Origin of the sequence: Pseudomonas sp. Xaverov 83 (genome assembly GCF_019352905.1) — a bacterium.
Classification (GTDB): Bacteria; Pseudomonadota; Gammaproteobacteria; order Pseudomonadales; family Pseudomonadaceae; genus Aquipseudomonas; species Aquipseudomonas yamanorum.
In genome coordinates this window covers 39,167-65,640 of sequence record NZ_JAAAFU010000002.1, presented here as the reverse complement: position 1 = coordinate 65,640, position 26,474 = coordinate 39,167, and the positions used below count along the sequence as shown (strand labels likewise).

25 protein-coding genes, 1 tRNA gene and 1 pseudogene are annotated in these 26,474 nt (G+C 61.2%); 17 read left to right on the top strand and 10 right to left on the bottom strand.

Annotated elements, in window-relative coordinates; translation table 11 throughout:
* Positions 1-258 precede the first annotated feature (258 nt).
* The 3 genes from K0H47_RS00450 to K0H47_RS00440 form a co-directional block, all read right to left on the bottom strand.
* Positions 259-1,557, bottom strand: a complete 1,299-nt coding sequence (locus K0H47_RS00450; protein WP_093204951.1) for an NAD(P)/FAD-dependent oxidoreductase — start codon at positions 1,555-1,557, stop codon at positions 259-261.
* A 60-nt stretch (positions 1,558-1,617) separates the two neighbouring features.
* The gene (locus K0H47_RS00445) at positions 1,618-1,791 is read right to left on the bottom strand and encodes a DUF3094 family protein (protein WP_010174986.1); all 174 of its coding nucleotides are present in this window, start codon (positions 1,789-1,791) and stop codon (positions 1,618-1,620) included.
* Positions 1,792-1,880: 89 nt separating this feature from the next.
* Positions 1,881-2,510 (bottom strand): DUF1780 domain-containing protein, encoded by a 630-nt coding sequence (locus K0H47_RS00440; RefSeq protein WP_008437312.1) that lies wholly within the window; start codon positions 2,508-2,510, stop codon positions 1,881-1,883.
* Between the two features lie 102 nt (positions 2,511-2,612).
* Between K0H47_RS00440 and K0H47_RS00435 the strand changes: the two genes are divergently transcribed.
* From K0H47_RS00435 to K0H47_RS00425, 3 genes are all read left to right on the top strand, one after another.
* A complete protein-coding gene (locus K0H47_RS00435) occupies positions 2,613-3,080 on the top strand; it encodes a hypothetical protein (RefSeq protein ID WP_017477791.1) in 468 nt (155 codons plus the stop codon).
* Complete coding sequence (locus K0H47_RS00430; protein WP_218263866.1) at positions 3,077-3,766, top strand: energy-coupling factor ABC transporter permease; 690 nt, start codon at positions 3,077-3,079, stop codon at positions 3,764-3,766. The genes K0H47_RS00435 and K0H47_RS00430 overlap by 4 nt, the downstream gene beginning before the upstream one ends.
* A 65-nt stretch (positions 3,767-3,831) precedes the next feature.
* Complete coding sequence (locus K0H47_RS00425) at positions 3,832-4,047, top strand: hypothetical protein (RefSeq protein WP_003215917.1); 216 nt, start codon at positions 3,832-3,834, stop codon at positions 4,045-4,047.
* Here the strand turns inward: K0H47_RS00425 and yacG are convergent.
* Genes yacG through K0H47_RS00405 form a run of 4 tightly spaced genes read right to left on the bottom strand, consistent with a single transcriptional unit; the run spans position 4,044 to position 6,944 of the window.
* The gene (yacG, locus tag K0H47_RS00420) at positions 4,044-4,244 is read right to left on the bottom strand and encodes a DNA gyrase inhibitor YacG (RefSeq protein WP_063027056.1); all 201 of its coding nucleotides are present in this window, start codon (positions 4,242-4,244) and stop codon (positions 4,044-4,046) included. The genes K0H47_RS00425 and yacG overlap by 4 nt on opposite strands.
* The gene (coaE, locus tag K0H47_RS00415; RefSeq protein ID WP_177026197.1) at positions 4,241-4,864 is read right to left on the bottom strand and encodes a dephospho-CoA kinase; all 624 of its coding nucleotides are present in this window, start codon (positions 4,862-4,864) and stop codon (positions 4,241-4,243) included. The genes yacG and coaE overlap by 4 nt, the downstream gene beginning before the upstream one ends.
* Entirely contained in the window at positions 4,861-5,739 is an 879-nt protein-coding gene (locus K0H47_RS00410; RefSeq protein ID WP_373568946.1) for an A24 family peptidase, read from the bottom strand. The genes coaE and K0H47_RS00410 overlap by 4 nt, the downstream gene beginning before the upstream one ends.
* Positions 5,736-6,944: a type II secretion system F family protein gene (locus K0H47_RS00405; RefSeq protein ID WP_093204958.1), complete on the bottom strand. Its 1,209-nt coding sequence runs from the start codon at positions 6,942-6,944 to the stop codon at positions 5,736-5,738. The genes K0H47_RS00410 and K0H47_RS00405 overlap by 4 nt, the downstream gene beginning before the upstream one ends.
* 201 nt (positions 6,945-7,145) lie before the next feature.
* Between K0H47_RS00405 and K0H47_RS00400 the strand changes: the two genes are divergently transcribed.
* The 4 genes from K0H47_RS00400 (at position 7,146) to K0H47_RS00385 (ending at position 9,609) form a co-directional block, all read left to right on the top strand.
* Positions 7,146-7,559, top strand: coding sequence for a pilin (locus K0H47_RS00400; protein ID WP_063027060.1), 414 nt, complete (start codon positions 7,146-7,148; stop codon positions 7,557-7,559).
* Positions 7,560-7,645: 86 nt separating this feature from the next.
* Complete coding sequence (locus tag K0H47_RS00395; protein WP_177070224.1) at positions 7,646-9,055, top strand: O-antigen ligase; 1,410 nt, start codon at positions 7,646-7,648, stop codon at positions 9,053-9,055.
* 39 nt (positions 9,056-9,094) lie between these two features.
* Positions 9,095-9,167, top strand: a tRNA-Thr gene (locus tag K0H47_RS00390).
* 136 nt (positions 9,168-9,303) lie between these two features.
* Positions 9,304-9,609 (top strand): DUF6388 family protein, encoded by a 306-nt coding sequence (locus K0H47_RS00385; protein WP_008437299.1) that lies wholly within the window; start codon positions 9,304-9,306, stop codon positions 9,607-9,609.
* 70 nt (positions 9,610-9,679) lie between these two features.
* Here K0H47_RS00385 and nadC read toward each other — a convergent pair whose 3' ends face one another.
* Positions 9,680-10,528 (bottom strand): carboxylating nicotinate-nucleotide diphosphorylase, encoded by an 849-nt coding sequence (gene nadC, locus K0H47_RS00380; RefSeq protein ID WP_063027064.1) that lies wholly within the window; start codon positions 10,526-10,528, stop codon positions 9,680-9,682.
* 272 nt (positions 10,529-10,800) lie between these two features.
* Between nadC and K0H47_RS00375 the strand changes: the two genes are divergently transcribed.
* The 6 genes and pseudogenes from K0H47_RS00375 to K0H47_RS00355 all read left to right on the top strand — a co-directional run bounded on the left by K0H47_RS00375 (position 10,801) and on the right by K0H47_RS00355 (position 17,155).
* Positions 10,801-12,960, top strand: a complete 2,160-nt coding sequence (locus K0H47_RS00375; protein ID WP_219271717.1) for a DUF1631 domain-containing protein — start codon at positions 10,801-10,803, stop codon at positions 12,958-12,960.
* A gap of 61 nt (positions 12,961-13,021) precedes the next feature.
* Positions 13,022-13,585, top strand: coding sequence for a 1,6-anhydro-N-acetylmuramyl-L-alanine amidase AmpD (gene ampD / locus K0H47_RS00370; RefSeq protein WP_017477781.1), 564 nt, complete (start codon positions 13,022-13,024; stop codon positions 13,583-13,585).
* Entirely contained in the window at positions 13,582-14,418 is an 837-nt protein-coding gene (gene ampE, locus K0H47_RS00365; protein WP_063027068.1) for a regulatory signaling modulator protein AmpE, read from the top strand. The genes ampD and ampE overlap by 4 nt, the downstream gene beginning before the upstream one ends.
* A gap of 187 nt (positions 14,419-14,605) precedes the next feature.
* Positions 14,606-15,697 (top strand): annotated as a pseudogene (locus K0H47_RS31355) (methyl-accepting chemotaxis protein); the annotation flags it as partial.
* Positions 15,674-16,603, top strand: a complete 930-nt coding sequence (locus tag K0H47_RS31350) for a methyl-accepting chemotaxis protein (RefSeq protein WP_371135982.1) — start codon at positions 15,674-15,676, stop codon at positions 16,601-16,603. The pseudogene K0H47_RS31355 and the gene K0H47_RS31350, both read left to right, overlap by 24 nt.
* Positions 16,604-16,723: 120 nt before the next feature.
* Positions 16,724-17,155: a hypothetical protein gene (locus K0H47_RS00355; protein ID WP_177070226.1), complete on the top strand. Its 432-nt coding sequence runs from the start codon at positions 16,724-16,726 to the stop codon at positions 17,153-17,155.
* On the opposite strand, the gene K0H47_RS00350 is transcribed toward K0H47_RS00355, so the two are convergent.
* Complete coding sequence (locus K0H47_RS00350) at positions 17,102-17,878, bottom strand: TatD family hydrolase (RefSeq protein WP_093205085.1); 777 nt, start codon at positions 17,876-17,878, stop codon at positions 17,102-17,104. The two genes, K0H47_RS00355 and K0H47_RS00350, sit on opposite strands and share 54 nt — an antisense overlap.
* Positions 17,879-17,883: 5 nt before the next feature.
* A complete protein-coding gene (gene cra, locus K0H47_RS00345; RefSeq protein WP_063027076.1) occupies positions 17,884-18,879 on the bottom strand; it encodes a catabolite repressor/activator in 996 nt (331 codons plus the stop codon).
* A 293-nt stretch (positions 18,880-19,172) separates the two neighbouring features.
* On the opposite strand from cra, the gene ptsP reads away from it, so the two are divergent.
* The 4 genes from ptsP (at position 19,173) to K0H47_RS00325 (ending at position 26,404) form a co-directional block, all read left to right on the top strand.
* Positions 19,173-22,031 carry a phosphoenolpyruvate--protein phosphotransferase gene (gene ptsP, locus K0H47_RS00340; RefSeq protein ID WP_093205089.1) on the top strand — a complete coding sequence of 953 codons (2,859 nt, stop codon included), beginning with the start codon at positions 19,173-19,175 and terminating at the stop codon, positions 22,029-22,031.
* Positions 22,032-22,952, top strand: coding sequence for a 1-phosphofructokinase (gene pfkB / locus K0H47_RS00335; protein WP_219271715.1), 921 nt, complete (start codon positions 22,032-22,034; stop codon positions 22,950-22,952).
* Positions 22,953-22,963: 11 nt separating this feature from the next.
* Positions 22,964-24,676: a PTS fructose-like transporter subunit IIB gene (locus K0H47_RS00330; protein ID WP_219271714.1), complete on the top strand. Its 1,713-nt coding sequence runs from the start codon at positions 22,964-22,966 to the stop codon at positions 24,674-24,676.
* 186 nt (positions 24,677-24,862) lie between these two features.
* Entirely contained in the window at positions 24,863-26,404 is a 1,542-nt protein-coding gene (locus K0H47_RS00325) for an alkaline phosphatase (protein WP_063027084.1), read from the top strand.
* Positions 26,405-26,474: the final 70 nt, after the last annotated feature.

The window sequence follows — 26,474 nt, the reverse complement described above, 5'->3', positions numbered from 1 at the left end:
GCAGTCCGGTAGCGCGCCTGCTTTGGGAGCAGGATGTCAGGAGTTCGAATCCCCTTACCCCGACCATATTAAAAATCCTCGTATCGAAAGATACGGGGATTTTTTTTGTGCGCGAAATCCTGGCCGCACCACAAAACAAGTGTGGGAGCGGGCTTGCTCGCGAAAGTGGTGTGTCAGTCAGTACATTTGGCACTGAACCACCGCTTTCGCGAGCAAGCCCGCTCCCACACTAACCGAGTCCTATCCGGGAACGTCCTGTCAGTGCAGTTTCAGGCGCGGCTCAGTGCCTCGCCCGATCTTGCTCCCCAGCATCAGCATCGCTGTGCGGAAGAAGCCATACAGCGCCATCTGGTGCATGCGGTACAGCGACACATAAAACATCCGCGCCAGCCAGCCTTCCAGCATCACGCTGCCGGTCAGGTTACCCATCAAGTTACCCACAGCCGAAAAACGCGACAGCGAAATCAGCGAGCCATAGTCGGTGTACTTATACGACGGCAGCTCCTTGCCCTCGATCCGCAGTTTCAGCGACTTGGCCAGCAACGACGCCTGTTGGTGAGCCGCTTGGGCCCGTGGCGGCACATTGCGGTCGGTGCCGGGTTGCGGGCAGGCGGCGCAGTCACCAAAGGCGAAGATATTTTCGTCGCGAGTGGTTTGCAGGGTCGGCAGCACTTGCAGTTGGTTGATGCGGTTGGTTTCCAGGCCATCAATGTCCTTGAGGAACCCTGGCGCACGAATGCCGGCGGCCCAGACCTTGAGGCTGGCCGGAATCACCTGGCCGCTGCTGGTGATAAGGGCGTCGGCCGTCACTTCACTCACGGCGGAGTTGGTCAGGACGGTCACCCCAAGTTTCTCCAGGGTTTTATGCACAGGTCCGCCAATACGCTCCGGCAGGGCGGGCAACACCCGTGGGCCGGCTTCGATCAGGGTGATGTGCATGTTTTCCGGCTTGATCTTGTCCAGGCCATAGGCAGCCAGCTCATGGGCGGCGTTATGCAGTTCAGCAGCCAGCTCGACCCCGGTGGCACCGGCGCCGACGATGGCGACGCTGATCTGCTCCACCACATCCGTCTGCCCGGCGTGGGCGCGCAGATAGTGATTGAGCAACTGCTGATGGAAACGCTCAGCCTGCTTGCGGGTGTCGAGGAACAGGCAATGTTGCGCCGCGCCCTCGGTGCCGAAGTCATTGGTGGTGCTGCCGACGGCGATCACCAGGCTGTCGTAGTCCAGCACTCGCGCGGGTACCAGTTCCCGGCCTTCTTCGTCGAGAGTGGCGGCCAGCTGGATTTTTTTCTGCTCGCGATCTAGCCCGCTCATGCGCCCCAGTTGGAACTCGAAGTGGTTCCATTTTGCCTGGGCAACATAATTGAGTTCGTCTTCCGAAGAGTTCAGCGAGCCCGCCGCCACTTCGTGGAGCAGGGGTTTCCAGATGTGGGTGAGGTTGGCGTCCACCAGCGTGATGCTGGCGGTACCGCGCTTGCCCAGAGTCTTACCCAGGCGGGTAGCCAACTCCAGGCCGCCGGCGCCGCCGCCGACGATAATAATACGATGGGTCATGGGGATATCTCGCAAGGCTAAAAGAAATCGGTGCGGTTACCCGAGCGAGCGCAAGGCAGCTCATAGCGTCAGGTAACTCAAAAGGCGGCTCAGCAAACCCAGGCCGATCACTGCAACCAGCACCACGGCAAGGAGCAGCCAGGGCCGGAAAGGCTTGCGCTCGACTTGGTTCTGGGACAGTTGCAGGTACTCTTCGACATGCTGTTGGTCGTCGGGGTTCAGGCGGCTGGTCATAAAGGCCTCGTCAGGTAGACGTAGCTAAAGGGCGCCACGTTACAGTCAGGTGATTGGCGGCATTGCCAGAAGCATAGCCGCTGACCCGATCACAGGCTGATGCCCACATCAAACACTATGCTGCGCCCCAGATTGTTGCGCAAGAAGTCCGGTGCGTCCGGATGCGCGAACAGCACACGGGCAAACGTCGGGCCCACGAGGGACAGCGAGCGCCAGCCCTGGCGCAGGTACTCGGTGGGGGGCGGGAAATGACTGTTGAGGTCCAGTACTTCGCGCTTGAGGCTGGCGAAGGCAATGAGGTCCAGCTCCCCCAGGTCCATCCCGCGTTCTTTATAGTTGTGGGCCTTCTTGCGCAGGGTGGGCGCCAAGCGCAAAAGGAATTCGTGGGCGGGAATGCGCCGGGGCTTGGCTTCTCGCCGAACCAGTTGGCTCAGGGAGAACGCGCTGCGCCGCCGCAGCAGTTCGTCGCGCCATTCATCGTTCAGGCGCCGGCCTTCATCGAGTACGAAAAACACTTCGAAACTGGCGTCGCGAAACAACACGTCCGGCGGCTCTTGCCCGGCGGCGTGGAATTCTTCAGCGCGGTAGGGCACGTTCAAGCCTTGTAGCAGGCGCTGGCAGACCCATCGCTCACGCTCCCATTTGCGGGCATTGGACAGGAACGCGTTGGCTTGTTCGGCCGCTACGGTGAGCAGGCGCAAATAATCTGAGTCATCCATGTCACCAGCTTAGCGTCCAAATGATGACCGCAGGAAGTCCCGCGTCAAAAGGTCGGTGTAGACTGGCCATTCGACAGTTTCCCGTGGCATGAGGAGTATGCAGTGAAGTTTTTTGTGGTGCTGTTCTTGAGTCTTTTGCCCGTATGGGCCCAGGCCGTCGAAGTGGGTGAGCGTGTTGCCCCCTGGACCTTGCTTGACCAGTTCGACCAGGCCTACACCCTGGATGACCAGGCGCAAATCTTGCTGGTGGCGCGCAGCATGGACGCCGCCAAAATCGTGGACGCGGCGCTGCAGGGTCAGCCCAAGGGTTATCTGGAAGCACGGCACACGGTGTTTCTCGCCGATATCCAGCGTATGCCCCGGCTGATTGCGAAGATGTTCGCGGTACCGGCCATGCAGGCCTACAACTATCGCGTCATGCTCGACCGTGATGCCCGTGTAACCCCGCGCTATCCAGTACCTGTGGATAAAGTGCTGTGGCTGCAACTGGATCACGGGAAGTTGGTGGCGCAGCACGAATACGATTCCGCCGCTGAACTGCGCCAGGCCCTGGAGCAGGTGCAGCCGTGATCAGCGCAGCGGTGCTGGCGCCGGAAACCCTCAGTATCGGCTGGCTGCTGTATGCGCCGGTGGTGATGTGGGCGCTCCTGCGTTCGCCCTGGGTCGAGCTGTTTGCCGACCGGCGGCGCCAGCACTTGCTGTTTGGCACGGTGTTCGCGCTGTTTATGTTGTGGCTGGTACGCCGGGATTTCGATACAGGGGTGTCCTACCACTTCATCGGCATGACCGCCGTGACCTTGCTGCTTGATTGGCCCCTGGCGATCGTCGGTGGTTTTGCCGCACAGCTTGGCCTGGTGTTGCTTGGTCGCCAGGACCTGGCGGCCGTCGGCATCAACGGCATGCTGCTGGTTCTGTTGCCGGTGCTGGTCACCGAAGGTTGTGCGCTGCTGGTGGAGCGGGCGAAGCCGCGCAATCCCTTTGTGTATATCTTCTGTTCGGGCTTTTTCGCCGCCGCGCTGTCGGCCTTGCTGTGCTTGCTGGCGGGCATGGGTTTGCTGTGGTTCGACGGCCGTTTCGCGATGCCGGAGTGGATCGAGGATTTCGTCGGCTACCTATGGCTGATCGTTTTCCCCGAGGCCTTTATCAACGGTATGGTGATCAGCGCTCTGGTGGTGTTTTGCCCTGAGTGGCTGGAGACATTCAACCGCACCCGCTACCTCTCGGCGCCGTGGAAGGATGACGATCCGCGGCCTTGATCCAGGTCAAATGCCGCACACGCCAGTGGTCGCATGCTCTGCAAAATTTCCAGGAGCACGGAATCATGAGTGTGTACGAGTGGGCACGGCAGGAGTTACGCAGAAGCCAGGACGCGGCGCAGGAAATCGGCTTTGACCCGGGCTTGACCCTGCGCGCCATGCTCAGTGCGGTGGTGCAGCAGAGCAAGGGCGTGCGCAGTTTTGAAGACCTGGCCGACGAGCTGCAATACCTTGCAGAGAATCTCGACGACCAGCAGGACTATGGCTTTATGCGGCCTTAGTGTTTGGGCTGAAAATCTTCGGAGAACAGTTCGTCCTCGGCGTCCGGGCTGACCGGGATCTTGTGTTCTTCCGACGCCCAGGCGCCCAGGTCGATCAGTTTGCAACGGTCCGAGCAGAACGGGCGGTTGGGGTTTTCCGCTTTCCATTCCACGGGTGCGCCGCAGGTTGGGCATTCGACGGTCAAGGGTTGGCTCATGATCGGCCTCCACGCAAAGTAAGGTAAAAGTGGTGCAGTCGCTCGACCTCGGCATGCAGTCGGGCCAAGTCCTGGTCATTGACCAGTACGTCATCGGCATGGCGCAGGCGATCTTCGCGGGTGGCCTGGGCCTTGAGAATCGCCTGTACCTGATCTTCGCTGATGCCATCGCGCTGCAGGGTACGCTGAATCTGCAACGATTGCGGCACGTCGATCACCAGCACCCGCTGGGTCATGGTGTACTGGCCGGACTCGATCAGTAACGGTGACACCAGAATCGCGTAAGGCGATTTGGCACGCGCCAGATGGCTGCGAATCTCCTCGGCGATCAGCGGGTGCAGCAGCGCCTCCAGCCAGAGGCGCTCGCCGGGCACTTCGAAGATCAGCTTGCGCAACGCCCCGCGGTCCAGTTGCCCGTCGGGTAGCAGCACGCTCGGACCGAAGTGCTCGGCAATCTGCGCCAGGGCCGGGCGCCCAGGTTCGACGACCCAGCGCGCGGCGTGGTCGGCGTCGATCAAGTCCACGCCAAGCCGTACGAAGTGTTCGGCTGCCGCGCTTTTGCCACTGCCGATGCCGCCAGTGAGGCCAAGAATCCAGGGTGTTGCAACAGGAGTGGTCATCTGAAACCGACAGACTGCAAATAGAAGTCGGTTATTTGACCACCCCAGAGCAATGCAATCCAGCCGGCAATTGCCAGATACGGACCAAAAGGCATTGGAACCGATACTTGGGATTTGCGCAGGCGCAATAGAATCAGGCCTCCCATCACGCCCACCAGGGACGACAGCAGCAGCGTCATCGGCAGGATCTGCCAGCCGCCCCAGGCGCCGAGCATGGCCAGCAGCTTGAAATCCCCGTAACCCATTCCGTCCTTGCCGGTGATCAGCTTGAACAGCCAGAACACCGACCACAGACTCATGTAGCCGGCTACCGCGCCCCACAGCGCATCGGGCAATGACACAAAAGCGCCAAAGCTGTTGAGGATCAGGCCCAGCCATAGCAACGGCAGCACCAGCACGTCCGGCAGCAACTGGTGGTCTACGTCGATCAGGCTCATCGCCAACAAGCCCCAGCTAAACACCATTGCCGCGCCGGCCGCCCAGCCAAAACCGAAATGCCAGGCGACAACCGCCGAGATCAACCCGCACGCCAACTCGGTGAGCGGATAACGTGCGCCGATAGGTTGATGGCAACTCGAGCAGCGCCCCTTGAGCAGCATGTAGCTGAGCAGCGGAATGTTCTCCCAGGGGCGAATCGGGTGATTGCAGTGTGGGCAACAGGAGTTGGGGCGCATCAGGTTATAGGGCGCCGCGATGGGCTCGGCGGGAAGGCCAAGGACTTCATGGGCCTGGGCTCGCCATTCGCGTTCCAGCATTTTCGGCAGGCGCCATACCAGCACGTTGAGGAAACTGCCGACAATCAGGCCCAGCACCAGCGCGCCAGATACAAACACCCAGGGTTGATAAACAAGAATCTCAGTCAGTGGTGTGCTCAAAAGGCTGTACCGAGTTGAAAGATCGGCAGGTACATGGCGAGCACCAATGCCCCGACGATGCCCCCGAGTACCACCATGATCAGCGGCTCCATCAGGCTGGTGAGGTTGTCCACCAGGTTGTCGACGTCGGCCTCGTAGTGGCTGGCTACTTTTTCCAGCATGTTGTCGAGGGTGCCCGACTCCTCGCCGATCGCGGTCATCTGGATCGCCATGCCTGGAAACAGGCCGCTTACGGCCATGGATTCATTCAGTTGTGTCCCGGTGGATACGTCGTGCCGCATACGATTGATTGCCTGTTTGAACAGTCCATTACCCGTAGCGCCGGCCACGGAATCCAATGCTTGCACCAAGGGTACGCCAGCTGCAAAGGTGGTCGAGAGCGTGCGGGCGTAGCGGGCGATCGCCGATTTTTTCAGCAGTGTGCCTGCCACCGGGGCTTTCAACAAACGGGCATCGAGCCAGTGGCGAAAGCCTGTTGACGAGCGATAGGCTTTGCGCAGTCCGGCGAAACCGGTACCCGCGACCAAAATCAGTACCCACCAGTTGTGCTGCATGAACTCCGACAAGCTGATGACCCCCAGGGTGAAGCCCGGTAGCTGCGCATCCACACCGGCAAACAGGCCCTGGAACTGTGGCACAACGTGAATCAGCAAAATCGCACTGACAAGGGTGGCGACTGCCAGCACCGTCATGGGATAGGTCATTGCCTTTTTGATTCTGGCTTTCAGTTGCTCGCTTTTTTCCAGGTGGGTGGCGACTCGTTCCAGTAGCGCTTCGAGTGCCCCCGCCTGCTCCCCCGCTGCAATCAGGTTGCAGTACAGCTCATCGAAGCAGCGTGGCTGTTTCTGCAGGGCGATAGCCAGGCTACTGCCGGCGGCGATGTCCTGTTTCAGGCTCTGTACCAGCGCCCGCATATGACGGTTTTCGAAGCCATCGGCGATGATATCCAGTGCTTGTAAAAGCGCAATGCCGGCCTTCAACAGCGTTGCCAACTGGCGGGTGAAGAGGGCGATGTCCGCAGGCTTGACCAACGGAGCGAGTCTCGGCCAACCCGCGGATTTTTTGCGTACGCGGCCCGGATTAATGCCCTGTTGGCGCAGCAGTGCCTTGATCAATGCAGGATTGTGACCGCTGGTTTCTCCAGATACCTTGCGCCCTTTGCGGTTGACGCCTTCCCAGGCATAGATCGCTGAAACATCATTCATTTCGCAGTTCCGCACACAGACAGTGGAAGATTTATAGCTTAGTCAGGTGACGGATTCGGGCAGGGCCGCCTTGAGCGAAAAAATGTCAGTTTGTGCGTCTTGTTCAGCATTGGCTGCGCGGGGGTGAGTACACTGGCGCGGTTGCCGAGACGGGGTGCAGGATGCGCCTCGCGATAGGTTTTATTCTGGAGAGTGAATGTGATGCGTCAGAAAGGTTTTACCTTGATCGAATTATTGATCGTCGTGGCAATTATCGGAATTTTGGCCACCATCGGCCTGCCCATGTACACCAAGCACCAGGCCAAGGCCAAGTTCACCGCTGGGCTGGCCGAGGTCTCCGCGTTGAAGGTGGGCTTTGAAGACACACTGAACCAAGGTACGCCACCAACCCTGGTGTTGATTGGCGGGACCAGCCCAACGGCCAACTGCAGGATTGACGTGACCGGCGACATCGCCACCGGCGCTGGCACGATTGCCTGTGAAATCCTCGACGCACCCGCGCCGGTCCTGGGCAAAGTCATCACCTTGACCCGTAGTGCGACGTCTGGCTGGAAGTGCACCACCACGGCAGAAGACCAATACGCTGCCAAAGGTTGTACTTCCGGCGGCGCCTGATCCGAAGGTCGTCTACTGTTTACGCAGCAATGGAGAGCGTGTGCGTAAACCGCTCTACAGCCACCACAAGGAAGTAGAAATTGCCGATGACGTTGTCTGTTCAGCAGCGAGGGAACACATTCCTTCTCGTGGTGATGTGTCTGTTGACGCTGGCTATCTGCGCGCCGTTCAGTAGTCATGACTGGCAACGTGCAGTGCAGATATCAGTGGCGCTCTGTGCGGTGGTGTATGGGCTCTGCCTGCCGCAGGCAGAGCGATGCGTCGATAGGCCGACAGTGCTCGGGGTGTGGCTGATTGGGTTGGCGGGCCTGGTTTCGGCGCTGTTGGCCCATCAGCCGCTCTGGGCGTTGACCGAACTGGCGCTGCTCATCAGTTGCGGCGCCATTGCCGTGGCTTTCTGCCGGGCCAGGCGCAATGGAGATGAGTCCCTGGACCGCGTCTTGATCCTGTTCGTATTGCTGTTGTGCATGATTAAAAGTGTTCAATATCTGCACGCAGGTGTCCTCGCCTTTACCAGCGGCGAATCGGTTGTAGACCCCGATTTGCTGTTGTCCGGATTTTCCAATAAGCGCTTCTACGGTCAGTTGCAGACCTTCACCCTGCCACTGCTGGCACTTCCCTTGCTGGTTTCAAACGTCGCTCGTCCAGCGCGGGCCGCGGTGTTTGCGTTGCTCTGTGTGTGGTGGCTGATCGCGATCAGTGGTGGTACCCGCGGCACGTGGCTCGGCATGGGCGTTGCGGGCTTCGTCTTGATGTTTTTGGGGCTGCATGGTCGCCGCTGGGTGGTCTGGCAGTTGGCCGCACTGGCCTGCGGGTTGTTGCTGTACTGGCTGGTGTTCAGCGTGTTGGCAAGGTACCTGGGGATTGAAATTTCCAACGCTGCCGTAGACCGCCTGACTACCAGTTTGTCCGGGCGTGGACCTATCTGGTGGCAGGCCTGGCACATGATTCTTGAGCGTCCTTGGCTGGGGTTCGGGCCGATGCATTTTGCCGACATCGCCAACGACATTGCCGCTCACCCTCACCAGGCGATTCTGCAGTGGGCCAGCGAATGGGGCGTACCGTCGACGCTGTGCGTGATTGCGCTGGTTGCGTGGGCGGGTTGGGCAACCGTGGGTGTGTTGCGTGAGCGTGCGTTGTCATTGGCGCCCGTGGACCTGCTGCGCCTGTGCCTGTTTGCCTCGTTGATCGGCTCACTGACTCAGGCACAGGTGGATGGAGTGATCGTGATGCCGGTGTCGCAACTCTGGCTGGCGCTGGTGGTCGGGTGGCTGATGGCATTGCATGTGTGGCGCATTCCATCGGTCGCCCCGGTACTGGCGTTGTACCGCGTGTGGATGGCAGCGAGTGTCGTGGCCGTAGGCGTGCTGGTATTCGTCGCGATTCGTGACGTGCCCCACCTCACGGAGCGCAGCGAGCACTACATGGGCCTGAGCAACGGTCACCTGCAGCCACGCTTTTGGGTGCAAGGTGTGATTGCCCTCGAAAAGCAGTGAGTTGCCGGACGTCCAAGGCAGTGCTAGCTTTAGCCCACCGCCCGTGTAGCTCAGCCGGTAGAGCAGCGCACTCGTAACGCGAAGGTCGCAGGTTCGATTCCTGTCTCGGGCACAAAGGCAACACAGTTTTCAGATGATCCCAGAATGGTTCTGAAGGCCAGACGAACCGGTATTCATGCCTGTTCTTTTGTATCTGCGCGACCTTGATGACCCAGATGCATCCCCATTCCTCGATCTAAGAGAACGACATGACCACACAAGAAATGACCCAGGAAGCGCGGCACGAAGCAGCCCTCAAAAAGTACGTCGCGGAGTCGCCGGAACTGCTGGATGAGATCAAGGACCTGAGCGCCGATGATCAAAGGGACCAGATCCAATGGGCATTTGAGGATGAGGCCGAAGCCCAGGGCTTGCAGCCGTGGGAATTGACCCTGAAGTACACCTCCACCCCCGAGGCGTTCGAGGCGGCGCGCCTGGCGTTGCACAAGGAAGCGGCCGAGGTGCTGGGTGTCGACTGGAACGAGTATTGCGGGATGAACAACCTCGCGATCTGATACGAGCTTAATGTGGCGAGGGAGCAAGCTCCCTCGCCACATTAAGCTAGCGCTTACATTTAACGGTGTCTCAGAGACTGAGCCGCATCGACAAATCCACCGCCTTCACATCCTTGGTCATCGCCCCGATGGAGATGTAGTCCACGCCAGTTTCAGCGATGGGCAGCAGGGTGCTTTCGTTGATCCCGCCACTGGCTTCCAGCTTGGCTTTGCCGCCGTTCAGGCGCACCGCTTCGCGCATATCATCGAGGCTCAGCTCATCCAGCATGATGATGTCGGCGCCCGCCGCCAGTGCTTCGCGCAGTTCCTCCAGGCTTTCCACTTCGATTTCCACCGGCTTGCCCGGGGCGATCTTGTGGGCGGCGCTGATGGCCTGGGCAATGCCGCCACAGGCTGCGATATGGTTTTCCTTGATCAGGAACGCGTCGTACAGGCCGATGCGGTGGTTGTGGCAACCGCCGCAGGTCACGGCGTACTTCTGCGCCAGGCGCAGGCCGGGCAGGGTCTTGCGGGTATCCAGCAGCTTGACCTGGGTGGTGGCGACAAAATCCGCCAGGTATTGGGCACGGGTGGCAACGCCTGACAGCAACTGCAGGAAATTCAGCGCGCAACGCTCGCCACTGAGCAGCGAACGGGCCGGGCCTTCGAGGTGAAACAGCACCTGGTTCGGGCTGACGCGCTCACCGTCGCGCACCTGCCAATGCACGGCGACGCGTGGGTCCAGCTGGCGAAACACCGCTTCCACCCAGGCCGTTCCGCTGATGACGGCGGCATCGCGAGTGATGATCGTGGCCTTGGCCAGGCGTTCGGCCGGGATCAGTTGTGCGGTGATATCCCCACTGCCGATGTCTTCCAACAGTGCGCGACGCACGTTGGCTTCGATTTCGGCGGTCAGGTCGGCTAGACGAAGATTGGGCATGACAGGCTCCACAAACAAAGTGCCTGGATTATAGGGGCAGGGCGGGCCTGAACCCAAGGCGACAGGTGCCACTGGCGCTGCTCATTTACCCAGTGATCACAGAGTTTGCTGGCGCAACAACCCTCATTTGCAAGATAATCTCGCGCCTTGCAATTGGCGTCATAGCTTTGACGTCGTCGTGATAGTCTGTTTTTCGCAGTGCTCCGGGGTACTTTGCCCCGTTGCCGCACCGATCTTCACACACTCGAATACCGCCGTTTCAGGAGGCCAGGATGCACAATGACGGGAAGGTGGTGCCGATCAATAAGGCACGGGCGACGCCGTCACCGCTCGCCCGCCTGCCGGTGGTATTGCTCCAGGTCCGTGACAAGGCGGCGCAGCAACTCAGGCAGGGATTGCAGGAGCTGTTTGATAACGCCGACGACACGCTGTTCGAAATGGCCGAAAAGTCCCGCAGCAACGTCGATCACGGCATTTTCTTTGAGGCCATGCGCGACTTGCGCCTCAAGCGCAAGAATTTCGAGCGCGGCTTCATGGAGCAGCTCTACGAGGCGTTTGCCAATCTTGGCAACGTGGAGCGGGGTGAGCTGCAGTTGATTCCGGTGGTGTCCTACGCGGCGGTGCCCGGCGTATCCGGCGATGAGCTGGAAAAAGCCGTTGCCCTCGAGGCCATGCTGGGCAAGGTGCTGCGCCGCGATGGCCTGGCCCTTGGGCAGTTGACGGCGCGTTTGAGTGCGTTGCTCGACAAGCACATGGATGATCGGGACAACCCTCTGGGCCCGGCGATGCTGTGTGCGTTCTTTCTGCAAGCGGGACGCAGCCTTGGCGTAGAAATTCGGGTCAAGCTGATCATCCTCAAGCTGTTTGAAAAATACGTTCTCAGTGACGCTGATCTGTTGTACGGCGAAGCCAATCAATTGCTGATTGCCACCGGCGTATTGCCTGAGCTCAAGGCGGTACCCTCGCGGCGTGCGGTCGCTCCCGCCGATTTGCCTGAAGACACACCGCCGATTACCGGCCGTCCAGCAGACGACAGCGGGCAGGAAGTATTCGCGGCACTGCAAGAGTTGCTGTCCGCCGTGCGCGGCAGTGTGGCGCCCACCCTTGAGGCGAGCGCCGAGACGCAGCCAATTTCCACCCGTGACCTGCTGCGCCTGCTCTCCCATTTGCAGCAATACGTACCTGAGCCCGAAGTGGAGGATGATTTCGATCTGCGCAACCAGCTTGAACAGTTGCTGACCCGGGTCAGCGTCAAGAGCGGTAAGTCGCGGGTCGTGGAGGATGCGGACGAAGATGTGATCAATCTGATCGCCATGCTCTTCGAGTTCATCCTCAATGACTGCACGGTGCCGGAGTCTCTCAAGGCGCTGATTGCGCGCCTGCAGATTCCGATGCTGAAAGTGGCGGTGCTGGACAAGAGCTTTTTCAGTCGCACCAGCCATCCCGCGCGGCGCCTGCTCAATGAAATCGCGGCGGCGGCCATGGGCTGGAGCCAGCGCGACGATTATCAGCGCGACAGCCTTTACCTGCACATCGAGCAGGTAGTGCAGCGGTTGTTGACCGATTTTGTGGATGATCCTGCGATCTTTTCCCAGCTCCTGACGGAGTTCACGGCGTTTACCCATGACGAGCGGCGCCGTAGCGAATTGCTGGAGCAACGTACCCGTGATGCGGAGGAGGGGCGCGCCCGTACCGAAATCGCCCGTCAGCGGGTGGCCGAGGCCCTTAATCTGCGGCTGATGGGTAAAGTGCTCCCCGAGGTGGTGGTGCAGTTCCTGCAGCAGGCCTGGAGCCAGGTGCTGTTGCTGGCCTGCCTGAAGCACGGCGAGCGTTCGCCGCAATGGGCGGGCGGGTTGCGCACCATGGATGAGTTGATCTGGAGTGTCGGCCTCAGCGAAGACACCGAAGCGGGGCGGCGCTTGCTGGAACAGCTGCCTGAATTGCTCAAGGCCCTGCGCGACGGGTTAAGCGGCGCCGCGTTTGATCCTTTCATCACCCGGGAATTTTTCACGCAGTTGCAGACGCTGCATGTCCTGTCTTTCCGGGGCAAACCAGATGGACAGTCTTTGCTGTCGCAAGTTGAGGTGCGCGAGGCATTCGTCCTCAGCCCTGCTGCACCGGCCGTTTCGGTGAGCCTGCCGGAAGATGACCCCGACCTGCTCAAGGTTCGCCAACTGCGAGTCGGTTGCTGGGTCGAATTCCAGGAGGACGCTGAAAATACCCTGCGCTGCAAGCTGACGGCGATTATTGCGCCCGGCAATACCTGTATTTTCGTCAATCGAACCGGCCTCAAGGTCCTGGAAAAAAGTCCGGTTGAACTGGCATTGGAGTTCAAGCGTGGCGCGGTGCGAACCCTGGATGATGCACTGCTGTTTGACCGTGCCCTGGCCTCGGTGATTGGCAATCTGCGCCAACTTCATCGCGCCAAGTGATCGCAACCGGACAGCGGAACGCGGCATACTGAGGCACCCCAGCCTCGTTCAAGGAACCTGTATGCAGTTGGACCCCGCCAGCGGTTGGTGCCAGGGCATCCGTCATTGCCCTTCGCCCAACTTCAACGAGCGCCCCGGTGGCGAGATTTCCCTGTTGGTGGTGCACAACATCAGCCTGCCACCGGCGCAATTCGCCACCGGCAAGGTGCATGAGTTTTTCCAGAATCGTCTGGATGTCACGGAACATCCCTACTTTGAAGGTATTGCCGACCTACGGGTTTCTGCGCATTTTCTGATTGAGCGTGATGGCGCGGTGACGCAATTTGTTTCGTGCCTGGACCGTGCCTGGCACGCCGGCGTATCGAGCTTCGAGGGCCGTGAAACGTGTAACGATTTTTCCCTGGGAATTGAGCTGGAAGGTACTGATGACCTGCCTTTCACCGATGCTCAGTATCAATCCCTGATCGCCCTGACGCGCCAGTTGCTGGCGGTGTACACGGGCATTACCCGCCAGCGCATTTGTGGCCATAGCGATATCGCCCCGGGACGCAAGACCGATCCCGGACCCGCTTTTGATTGGGCGCGCTTTCGCAGCGCCTTGCAGGATGGAGGACACGCACAATGAGTTTTCTGGTGTTGGTGTTGGCGGTATGGATCGAGAAATTCTCGGCCCTGCGCCAGCGTATACAACGTGATGGTGGTTGGCTGCGGGAGCTGGCCAAGCTGGAATCAAGCGCCAGCCTGGGCAAACGGCCATGGCTGATTCTCGCGCTGCTGGTGCTGCTGCCGGTGGCGTTGCTCGCGCTGTTGCTGTTGGTGCTGGAACCGGTGGCTTATGGCTTGTTGGCGCTGCCGGTGCATTTGCTGGTGGTGATCTACAGCCTGGGCCGTGGCGATCTACTGGCCGGATTGGGTCCGTTCCGTGATGCCTGGCGCCGGAGTGACCTGCAAGCGGCCGAACATGTGGCCGAGCGCGACTTGAGCATCAGCGCCGACAGTGGCGAGCAACTGCTGGAGCGGGTCCAGGGCCATCTGTTATGGCAGGCCTACCAAAGCTTCTTCGCGGTGATTTTCTGGTACTTCCTCCTCGGGCCGGTGGCTGCCTTGGCCTACCGGTTGCTGGCGCTGGCGACCGAGCACAGCCAGAACCCGCTGGTGGCCGAGCGTGCCGGGCAATTGCGCCATGCCTTCGACTGGTTGCCGGTACGCCTGTTGGCGGCGAGTTTTGCCCTGGTAGGCAACTTCGTGGCGGTCGGCCGGGTGATGCTGCATGAGTTGCTGAGCTGGGACATCAGCGCGGCGCAACTGGTAGAAAAGGTGGGCCTGGTGGCCGCTGAAATCCCGCCGCCGGTGGTGGGACCTGACGGTATCAACAGCCTCGACCGTATCTGGGAATTGCTGCTGCGCGCCGCCGTGCTGTGGTACGCCGGCTTTGCCATCTGGACTGTGCTGCCCTGATCCACACCGGCAGGGGCGAGCAACTCGCTCCTGCCGTTAACCTTAAGTTACAAACCTCCTTTTCGAATTGAGCTATACAGACAGAGCGCCAAATAGTGGCTATCTGCCGCCGCCCTGCGCCCTCAATAAAAATAAAAGAAAAGGGAGTTCACCTGTGAAGAGCTTGCTCTATCCCGCCGTCGCGTTCATGAACCGCCTGACCTTCGGCATGAAGTTCAGCCTTATCAGCGTGCTGTTCCTGTTGCCGATGCTGGCCACCAACTATTACCTTGTGCGCGACTCCTGGCGTGAATTCCAGGGCACCCGTGTCGAGCTGCAAAGCCTCGACCTGCTGGGCAGCAGCCTGGCCCTGCGCCGCGACCTGGAAACCCTGAACAACCAGGTCCAGATCAACGCAACCCTCGGCCAATCAGGCAAAGCCGGTGATATTGAAAGCAAGATCGTCGCCCTGGAAGAGAACCTGCTGCAGCGCCTGCAAGGCTTCCACGCCCTGTCTGCCGACCCCGAGCAAGCCGCCGCCTTCGAAGCCAAGCGCGATGAAATGATCACCGCCTTCAAGGCCCAGCAACAGGAAACCTCGCTGCTCAGCAAAAGCGCGCTGATCGGCAAGCTCCTCAACCAGGCGCAGATGCTCAGCCAGATCATCGCCAGTCAGTCGGGCTTGAGCCGCGACCCTCAGGGCGACCTGCGCCAACTCAGCGAACTGATCACCAGCGTCACCCCGCACGTCACCCAAACCCTGGGCGAAGGCCGGGCAATGGGCGCTTATTCGTTGGGTCAGGGCTTTCTCAACTCGTCCTCCAGCACTCGCTTTGACGAATTACTGCAGCAACTGGAAAAACTCCAGGCCGAATACGGGCTGAAACTGCAAGATGCCCTCGGCTCCAGCAAGCCCGCCCACGCAGCCTTGGCGAGCCTGGCCGACGCGAGCAAGGCGAGCCTCAAGCAAGGCAGTGAGCTGTTCGAAGAGCAGGTCGTCGTGGCCGAAACCCTCGACGCTCCATGGCAAGGCTTCTACGACGAAGTCAGTAATTTGATGGCCAAGACCTATCAACTTGACGACGCCACCCTGACCTTTCTTGAGCAGCAGCTGGAGCAACGCCTGTCAGAAAACCGCACGCACATGATCGGGTTGGTGGCGGCCCTGGCGTCGGTGTTTTTGCTGATCTTCTATTTGTACGCCGGTTTCTACGCCTCCACCCGCACCACCTTGCGCCGCCTGGGGGCGACGATGGACAAGGTGGCGGCCGGTGACATGACCGTTACCTTCATTGCCCACAGCCGCGACGAACTGGGGGATTTGGGTCAGGTGTTCAACGCCACCGTGGCCAAAATCCATGACCTGATCGAGCGGGTAGGGCACACCGTCAACCAGGTCGAACACCAGGCCGGGCAAGTGGAATCGGTCTCGGCCAGCAGCAATCAGGCCGTGTCCGGCCAGCGCAGCCAGATCGAGCAAGTGGCAACTGCCATGAACCAGATGTCATCCACCGCCCAGGAAGTGGCTCGCAGTGCAGCGGCGGCGGTCAGCAGTGCCCACAGCGTCAACGATGAAACTGTCAGCGGCCGCGGCCTGGTGCAGTCCCAGCAAGGCAGCATCGCGGCGTTGGCCTCGGAGATCGATCAATCGGTGCGGGTGATCAACCAGTTGGCCATCGACAGCCAATCCATCAGTCGCGTGCTGGAAGTGATCAAGAGCATCGCCGAACAGACCAATTTGCTGGCGCTGAATGCCGCCATTGAGGCCGCGCGTGCCGGTGAGCAAGGACGCGGTTTCGCCGTGGTAGCCGATGAGGTGCGCACTTTGGCCCGGCGTACTCAGCACTCCACCGAGGAAATCGAGCAGATGATTGCCAAGCTCCACAGTGGCGTCGGCGCAGCGGTGAAGGCCATGGGCACCAGCCACGAGATGGCCAATGGCACGGTGGGGCAGTCGGAGAAAGTCCAGCAGGCCCTGGAAAATATCCTCGGCGCAGTAGGCATGATCGTCGACCAGAACCAGCAGATTGCCGCCGCCGTCGAGCAGCAGACTGCCGTGGCCCATGATATCGATCAGAACATCGTCGAGATCAACCGTGCGGGAGAGCATGCGGCGCAGGGCGCGCACCAGACCGAAGAGGCCAGCCGGCAGTTGTCCTTGCAAGTGATCGAGCTGAAGCAGTTGATCGGTGCCTTTCGAGTGTGAGGGCTGGCCGTAGGATTACTTCTTGGATGGCGTAGCATTTGTCTTGTTTTTGGCGTTGATCTTTTCCCGCTGTCAAAATGGGTGAGAATTTGTCTGATCCATTTACGCGGAGGTTCGGTGATGACCGCTGCAATTGTCGGTGTCAGAGGGCATTGCGTCCTTTGCGATATGTCCTTTGAACTCAAGCCCTGGCAGCTCAATGCCATTGCTATCCATGAACCCTTTGAGTGCCCGTATTGCCACAAAGGCGTGGAACCGAGTTGCCCCAAGCAGTTGAAGCAGTTCAAGTCTCTGGACAACCTTGGCCTGTTGCGTCCGAGCATGATCGTGCTGACCAGCGTGGCGCTGCTGGTGGCGTTGGTAGCCGAGTGGATAGGGCTGATCAGCGTGACCGGGCAGCTCAATGTCTCGCTGATGGCGGTGCTGATTTACTGCCTGACCTTGCGATACGCCCGTCACCGGCAGCGGATGACGCTGACGCTGCGGGAGGTAAAAGGCCTACCAGTTAAACAGCTCGCAGGCATTGTGGGTACTCGCTTCGGCCAACGTTGATGGGCTGATGCCCATGCGCTCCGCCAGGGCGGCACAGATGTCTGACAGATGTTCAGGGCTGTTGCGCTGGCCGGGGTACATGACGGGCGCCATGTCTGGTGAGTCGGTTTCCAGCACCACGCTTTCCAGCGGCAGTCGCGCGATCACCTTGTGCATGCGCAGGGCTTGCGGCCACGTCGCCGCGCCGCCCAGGCCCAGTTTGAAACCGAGCTTGATGTACTCGCGGGCCTCTTCCTGGCTGCCGGCAAACGCGTGGATGATGCCGCCCCGTGGCAGACGAATGCGCTTGAGGGTGGCGATCACGGCGGCGTGGCTGCGGCGCACATGCAGCAGGGCCGGCAGCTGGAAATCCACTGCCAGCTTCAGTTGGGCTTCAAACAGGCGTTGCTGGCGTTCGCGGTCCAGCTGTTCGAGGAAGTAATCCAGGCCGATTTCGCCCACTGCGCACAGTTGCCGGTGGCCGTTCAGGCGGGTGAGCCAGTCGCCCAGTTCCGTCAGGTCGGCGGGGCGATGGTCGTCGAGATACACCGGGTGCAGGCCGAAGGCGGCGAATAAATCCGCGTCGCTTTGCACCAGGTCCCACAAGCGTTGCCAATTTTGCTGATAGACCCCCAGCACCACCATCCTGCGCACGCCCAACTGGCGACTGCGGTTCAGGACCTCGGCGCGATCAGCGTCGAAGTCCGGAAAGTCCAGATGGGTGTGGCTGTCGGTCAGCTCCACACCGCTTACTCCGAGTGAATCCGCTGCTTGAACGTGCGGCCGATGGCATGCACCCCTGGCGCGTAGTGCTGTTCTTCAACGGCCGCCAGCGCCAGGCGCAGCGCGGTGTCGGCGATCAATTGATGCTGCTGGGCCATGGCGTTCACCGGCAGCGGCAGGAAATCCAGCAACTGCGTGTCGCCAAACGTCCCCAGGCGCAGCGGGCGGGATTTGAGCGGGAAGTCATGCAACGCATCAAACACCCCTTGCAGCAGGACGTAGGACGTCGTCACCAGCGCGTCAGGCAAATGCCCCAGGCTTTGCAGCAATTGCTCCATCAACTGTCGGCCACAATCGCGGCTGAACGACTCGCCTTGTTCGATCAGCACTTCACCGTTGAAGTCTTTCAGCGCTTCCTTGAAACCAGTGGCACGCTCCTGACTGATGCTCAGCTCTGGCCGGGCGCCGATCAACACGATCTGCTTGGGCAGCGGTTGCAGCAGGCTGCTGGTCAATTGCTGGCAGGCCTGGCGATCATCACTGACCACCGAGCAAAACTGCGTAGACTCCATGACCCGGTCGATGGCGATCACCGGCAGGCCCTTGGCTTGCAGCTCGCGGTAGCTGTCATCGCTGGCCGGCAGGCAGCTGGCCACAAACAACGCATCGCAACGGCGGGCGCGGAACAGTTGCAGCAATTGCCGTTCACTGTTGGCGTCGTCATCGGAACTGGCGATCAGCAGTTGATAGCCACGCGCCCGTGCGCCTTGCTCCAGGAGCTTGGCGATACGTGCGTAACTGGGGTTTTCCAGGTCTGGCAGGATAAAACCCAGGGTACGGGTATGCCGGCTGCGCAGCCCGGCGGCCTGGGGGTTGGGCGTAAAGCCATGTTCTTCAACCACGGCACGCACCCGTTCGACGGTTGCGCTGCTGATCCGTTGCTGTTCGGCCTTGCCATTGATGACGTAGCTGGCGGTGGTCACAGACACACCGGCAATGCGCGCGATATCACTGAGTTTCAAACCGGGATTTCCTTGTTTTTTAGAGCTTGCCCCGACACTTTGTCCAATCGTAACCGATTACTGCAGACGACCATTGTCGCAACTCAACAGCCGAGTGGCGCTTCAATCATGGGAAATTAACGCGTAATCTGCCATAAATTCTAGATTAAACGTTTCAGCAAGCGTATTTTTACGATTATCGCGACGAGCGTGGTCCTGCCAACTGACCACTCAGTCAATTTTTTCGAACGCATTTGCACTGATTTATTCAAAATAATACCTAGTGCGCACGCCGCACTAACTAGGAGAACGGCATGCTTGAGCTCACCCACGAGCAGATATCCATGGGCCAGACGGCTGTGGATAAGTCTGCTGCCTTGCAACTGCTCGCTGAAAAACTGGTGGCCGATGGCCTGGTCGCCGAGGGTTACCTCAGTGGCTTGCAAGCGCGTGAAGCCCAAGGCTCGACCTTTCTCGGCCAAGGCATCGCCATCCCCCACGGTACTCCCGAAACCCGCGACCAGGTGTTCGCCACCGGCGTGCGCCTCCTGCAATTCCCCGAGGGCGTGGATTGGGGCGATGGCCAGATCGTTTACCTGGCGATCGGCATTGCCGCCAAATCCGACGAACACCTGCGCCTGCTGCAACTGCTGACCCGAGCCCTCGGCGAGACTGACCTGGGCCAGGCCCTGCGCCGCGCCAGCTCCGCCGAAGCTTTGCTGAAACTGCTGCAAGGCGCACCGCAGGAGCTGGCGCTGGACGCACAGATGATCGGGTTGGGCGTGTCGGCTGATGATTTCGAAGAGCTGGTGTGGCGTGGCGCGCGCCTGCTGCGCCAGGCCGATTGCGTAAGCAATGGGTTTGCCGCCGTGCTGCAACAAGTCGATGCGCTGCCCCTGGGCGATGGCCTGTGGTGGCTGCACAGCGAGCAGACGGTGAAGCGTCCCGGCCTGGCCTTTGTCACTCCGGACAAACCGATGCGTTACCTGGGCCAGCCATTGAGCGGCCTGTTCTGCCTGGCCAGCCTCGGCGAGGCTCACCAGACCTTGCTCGAACGCCTGTGCGCCTTGCTGATCGAAGGCCGCGGCCAGGAACTCGGCCGCGCCACCAGCAGCCGGGCCGTGCTGGAAGTGCTCGGCGGTGAACTGCCGGCCGACTGGCCCAGCGTGCGCATCGCCCTGGCCAACGCCCACGGCCTGCATGCGCGCCCCGCGAAGATCCTCGCGCAATTGGCGAAAAGTTTTGACGGTGAAATCCGTGTGCGCATCGTGGATGGTGATGTCAGCGCGGTGTCGGTAAAAAGCCTGAGCAAGTTGCTGAGCCTTGGCGCACGGCGTGGCCAGGTGCTGGAGTTTGTCGCTGAGCCAACCATTGCCGGTGACGCCTTGCCCGCCTTGCTGGCGGCAGTGGAAGAAGGTCTCGGTGAAGAAGTCGAGCCGCTGCCTGCGGTCAGCGCCCAGCAGGTCGTCGTCGATATCGAACCCGTGATCAGCGCCCCGGTATCCGGCAGCCTGATCCAGGCCATCGCCGCCGCCCCCGGCATTGCGATTGGCCCGGCGCATATCCAGGTGCTGCAACCTTTCGAATACCCGCTGCGCGGTGAGTCGCCAGTGATTGAGCGCCAACGCCTGCACGCGGCATTGACCGACGTGCGCCGGGATATCCAGGGCCTGATCGAGCGCAGCAAATCCAAGGCCATCCGCGAGATCTTCATCACCCACCAGGAGATGCTCGACGACCCGGAACTGACCGACGAAGTCGAGACGCGTCTCAAGCAGGGCGAAAGCGCCGAAGCCGCCTGGATGAGCGTGATCGAAGCCGCGGCCAAACAGCAGGAATCGCTGCAGGACGCCTTGCTCGCCGAGCGCGCTGCTGACCTGCGTGACATTGGCCGCCGCGTGCTGGCGCAACTGTGCGGTGTCGAAACCGCCCAGGAGCCGGACGAACCCTACATTCTGGTGATGGACGAAGTGGGCCCCTCGGACGTGGCGCGCCTGGACCCGGTGCGTGTTGCCGGCATCCTCACCGCCCGTGGCGGCGCCACCGCCCACAGCGCCATCGTCGCCCGTGCCCTGGGCATTCCCGCGCTGGTGGGTGCAGGCCCGGCGGTGTTGCTGCTGGCCTCGGGCACGCCGTTGCTGCTGGATGGCCAACGCGGTCGCCTGCATGTCGACGCCGACGCCGCCACCTTGCAACGCGCCACCGTCGAACGCGACACCCGCGAACAACGCCTGCAAGCCGCCGCCGCGCAACGCCATGAACCGGCGCTGACCCGCGATGGCCATGCCGTAGAAGTGTTCGCCAATATCGGCGAAAGCGCCGGGGTTGCCAGCGCAGTCGAGCAGGGCGCCGAAGGTATCGGCCTGCTGCGCACCGAACTGATTTTCATGGCGCACAAACAAGCGCCCGACGAAGCCACCCAGGAAGCCGAATACCGCCGGGTACTCGACGGCCTCGGCGGTCGGCCACTGGTGGTGCGCACCCTGGATGTGGGCGGTGACAAACCGCTGCCTTACTGGCCGATTGCCAAGGAAGAAAACCCCTTCCTCGGCGTGCGTGGTATCCGCCTGACCCTGCAACGCCCGCAGATCATGGAAGCGCAATTGCGTGCGCTGTTGCGCTCGGCGGACAACCGTCCGCTGCGCATCATGTTCCCCATGGTCGGCAGCGTGGATGAGTGGCGCCAGGCCCGGGACATGACCGAGCGCCTGCGCCTGGAAATCCCGGTGGCCGACCTGCAATTGGGGATCATGATCGAAGTGCCGTCGGCCGCGTTGCTGGCGCCGGTACTGGCCAAGGAAGTGGACTTCTTCAGCGTCGGCACCAACGACCTGACCCAGTACACCCTGGCCATCGACCGTGGCCACCCGACGCTGTCGGCTCAGGCTGACGGCCTGCATCCGGCCGTGTTGCAACTGATCGACATCACCGTGCGCGCCGCCCATGCCCATGGCAAATGGGTGGGGGTGTGCGGCGAGTTGGCGGCCGACCCGTTGGCGGTTCCGGTGCTGGTCGGCCTGGGAGTGGATGAGCTGAGCGTGTCTGCGCGCAGCATCCCCGAGGTCAAGGCACGGGTACGTGAATTCAGTCTGAGCGAGGCCCAAGGCCTGGCCCAAAAAGCTCTGGCGGTGGGTTCCCCCGCCGAAGTGCGTGCGCTTGTGGAGGCCGTGTAAATGGCAAGGATTTTAAGCCTGACGCTGAACCCGGCGTTGGACCTGACGGTGCGCCTGGCGCGCCTGGAACCGGGTGAGGTCAACCGCAGTGAGGCGATGATCACCCATGCTGCCGGCAAGGGCGTGAACGTCGCTCAAGTGCTGGCGGACCTTGGCCATCAGGTGACCGTGGGCGGCTTTCTTGGCGAGGACAATCCCCAAGCGTTCGAGATGCTGATTGCCCGTCGCGGTTTCACCGATGCCTTTATTCGCGTACCGGGCGAAACCCGCAGCAATATCAAGATCGCCGAACAGGACGGGCGGGTCACGGACGTCAACGCCCCGGGCCCGCTGGTCAGCGAGCAGGCGCAACAGGCACTGCTTGAGCAGTTGGCGCGGATTGCTCCGGGACACGACGCTGTTGTCGTGGCCGGCAGCCTGCCACGCGGCATCACCCCTCAGTGGTTCCAAGGCCTGCTGCAGCAACTGAAAAACCTCGGTTTGAAAGTCGCCCTGGACACCAGCGGCGAAGCCTTGCGCGCCGGATTGAACGCCGGCCCATGGCTGATCAAACCCAATACTGAAGAACTGGCCGATGCCCTCGGTCATGCCACGGATGCTGTCAGCCAACTGCATCGGCAAGGTGTTGAGCATGTGGTGGTCTCCGACGGTGCCGCAGGCGTGAGCTGGTACAGCCCGGATGCCGCGCTGCACGCCACGCCACCCAAAGTAACGGTGGCCAGTACCGTAGGCGCCGGCGACTCGCTGTTGGCCGGGATGCTTCACGGTTTGCTCAATGGCGATACGCCGGAGCAGACCCTGCGCCGCGCCACTGCCATTGCCGCGATGGCGGTCACGCAAATCGGCTTTGGCATCACCGATGAGGCACAGCTTGAGATTTTGCAGAGCGGCGTCCACGTGCGCCCGCTGACAGAACAATAAGAGGGTTGGTCATGAAGTTAGCCATTGTTACTGCCTGCCCGAACGGCATGGTCACCAGTGTGCTGTGCGCCCGCTTGCTGGACGCCGCCGCCCAGCGCCAGGGCTGGAGCACCAGCGTCGAAGTGGTCGATGTGCAACACCCGGAACGTCAATTGTCGGCGGTCACCATTGAAGCCGCCGAGTGGGTGTTGCTGGTCAGCAGCACGCCGGTGGACATGCAGCGTTTTGTCGGCAAACGCGTATTCCGCAGCACGCCGGCCCAGGCGCTGCAGGATGTGGACGCGGTGTTGCGTCGCGGGGTCGAAGAGGCTCAGGTGCAGGAGGCTGATGCGGCACCGGCGAAAAGCACGCCGCGTATCGTCGCGATCACCGCGTGCCCGACCGGCGTCGCCCACACCTTCATGGCTGCCGAAGCGTTGCAGCAAACCGCCAAGCGCCTCGGGTATGACCTGCAGGTGGAAACCCAGGGCTCGGTGGGCGCCCGCACGCCACTGAGTCCCGAGGCGATTCGTGACGCCGACGTGGTGCTGTTGGCCGCCGATATCGAAGTCGCCACCGAGCGCTTTGTCGGCAAGAAAATCTATCGCTGTGGCACCGGGATCGCGCTCAAGCAATCCGAGGCGACCCTCAACAAGGCGCTGGCCGAAGGCAAGCAGGAATCCGCTGCCAGTGGTGCGGCCGCCAAACCGGAGAAGACCGGTGTCTACAAACACCTGCTCACCGGCGTGTCGTTCATGTTGCCGATGGTGGTGGCGGGTGGTCTGTTGATCGCGCTGTCGTTCGTATTCGGCATTCATGCCTTTGAAGAAAAAGGCACCCTGGCTGCCGCACTGAAAACCGTCGGCGACCAGGCCTTCATGCTGATGGTGCCGCTGTTGGCGGGTTATATCGCCTACTCGATTGCCGACCGTCCGGGCCTGGCTCCCGGCATGATCGGCGGTCTGCTGGCCAGCACCTTGGGCGCGGGGTTTATCGGCGGGATCTTCGCCGGTTTCCTGGCCGGCTACTGCGTCAAATTCATCAGTCGTGCGATCCGTTTGCCCCAGAGCCTCGAAGCCCTCAAGCCGATCCTGATCATCCCGTTGCTGGCGAGCCTGTTCACGGGCCTGGCGATGATTTACCTGGTGGGGCCGCCGGTGGCGAAGATGCTTACCGGCCTCACGGATTTCCTCAGCACCATGGGCACCACCAACGCCGTGCTGCTGGGCATCTTGTTGGGCGGCATGATGTGCGTCGACCTGGGCGGGCCGATCAACAAGGCGGCCTACGCGTTTTCCGTCGGCCTGCTGGCGGCGCAAAGCGGTGCACCCATGGCCGCGACCATGGCCGCCGGCATGGTGCCGCCCATTGGCATGGGCATCGCCACCTTCCTGGCGCGGCGCAAGTTCGCCCAGACCGAGCGCGAAGCCGGCAAGGCCGCGTTGATTCTCGGCATGTGCTTTATCTCCGAAGGCGCAATTCCGTTTGCCGCCAAGGACCCGCTGCGGGTGATTCCGGCGAGCATCGCTGGCGGCGCGCTGACCGGTGCGCTGTCGATGTATTTCGGCTGCAAACTGATGGCGCCCCATGGCGGGTTGTTTGTGATGCTGATCCCGAATGCGATCAACCATGCGCTGCTGTATCTGCTGGCGATCGTGGCGGGGAGTGTGTTGACGGCTGTGGTGTATGCTTTCCTCAAACGCCCGGAGACCGTAGAGCTTTCTGTCGCACCCGCCCAGGCATAACTCGGTTCATGTGGGAGCTGGCTTGCCTGCGATGCAGGCACCTCGGTGTATCAGCGTAACCGAGGTGATGCGATCGCAGGCAAGCTAGCTCCCACATTTGATCTTCGTTATGAATAAGGTCTGTGTCATATCCCCTTCATCCCTTCATGCTTAAGTTTCCCTTTTGCTGCTCGAGAGGGAACCTGCATGAGCCACTTCAATCTCGGTCGCCGCCGCGTGATGCAAGCCGTTGGCGCCGGCCTGTTGTTGCCGGGCCTCGCGCCTGCGGTGATCGCCTCGGTCAAGGATCGCCCGCAACTTACCGACGGCGTGCAATCCGGCGACCTGCTGGGCGACCGCGCGATGATCTGGAGCCGCAGCGACCGCCCGGCGCGGATGGTGGTGGAGTGGGACACCCGTAGCGTATTCAGCAACCCGCGTAAATTCGTCTCGCCCCTGGCCGACAGCCGCACCGACTTCACCGCCCGTGTCGAACTCACCGGCCTGCCTGTCGACCAGGCGATTTTCTACCGTGTGCACTTCGAAGACGCCCAGACCGGCGTGGCCAGCGAGCCCTGGTTCGGCCACCTGCGCAGCGTGCCGCAACAGCGCCGGGACATCCGCTTTGTGTGGAGCGGCGATACCGTTGGCCAAGGCTTCGGCATCAACCCGGACATCGGCGGCATGCGCATCTACGAAGCCATGCGCCTGCGCCTGCCGGACTTCTTTATCCACAGCGGCGACACCATCTACGCCGACGGCCCGGTGCCCGCGCAACTGACCACCGAAGACGGACGCATCTGGCGCAACATCACCACCGAAGCCAAAAGCAAAGTCGCTGAAACCCTGAATGAATACCGGGGCAACTATCGCTACAACCTGATGGATGAAAACGTGCGTCGCTTCAATGCCGAAGTGCCGCAGATCTGGCAGTGGGACGACCACGAAGTGATCAACAACTGGTCGCCGAGCAAGCAGCTGGATGAGCGCTACAAGACCCGCGACATCAACACCCTGGTAGGCCGTGCGCGCCAGGCCTGGCTGGAATATTCGCCCATGCGCCGGCAAAGCGCCGACCAGGGCGGGCGGATTTATCGCAAGCTCAGCTACGGCCCTTTGCTGGATGTTTTCGTGTTGGACATGCGCAGCTATCGCGGGCCGAACGACGACAACCTTGGCGGCGAAAAACCGTTTCTTGGACGTGAGCAACTGGATTGGCTCAAGCGCGAATTGAAAGCCTCCCAGGCGCAGTGGAAAGTCATCGCTGCCGACATGCCCATTGGCCTCGGCGTACCCGACGGTGAGGTCAGCCCTGGCGTGCCACGTTGGGAGGCCATCGCCAACGGTGACCCGGGACCGGCTCAGGGACGGGAATTGGAGATCGCCGAATTGCTCGCGTTTTTGCGGGCGCAGCAGGTGCGTAATCACGTCTGGCTCACGGCGGATGTGCATTACTGCGCGGCCCATCATTACCATCCGGATCGGGCGGCGTTCCAGGATTTTGAGCCGTTCTGGGAGTTTGTCGCCGGGCCACTGAATGCCGGGAGTTTCGGGCCTAATCCGCTGGATAAAACCTTTGGCCCGGAAGTGGTGTTCGAGAAGGCACCGACGGTGCAGAACAGCTCGCCGTTTGCCGGGTTCCAGTTTTTTGGCGAGGTGCAGATTGATGGGCAGACGGCGGAACTGACGGTGATTTTGCGGGACCTGGATGGGGTTTCAGTGTTTGAACAGAAACTGCAGCCCGCCTGATTTGGAATGCAATTAACATGTGGGAGCTGGCTTGCCTGCGATAGCGGAGTGTCAGTCAATAATTTTTAAC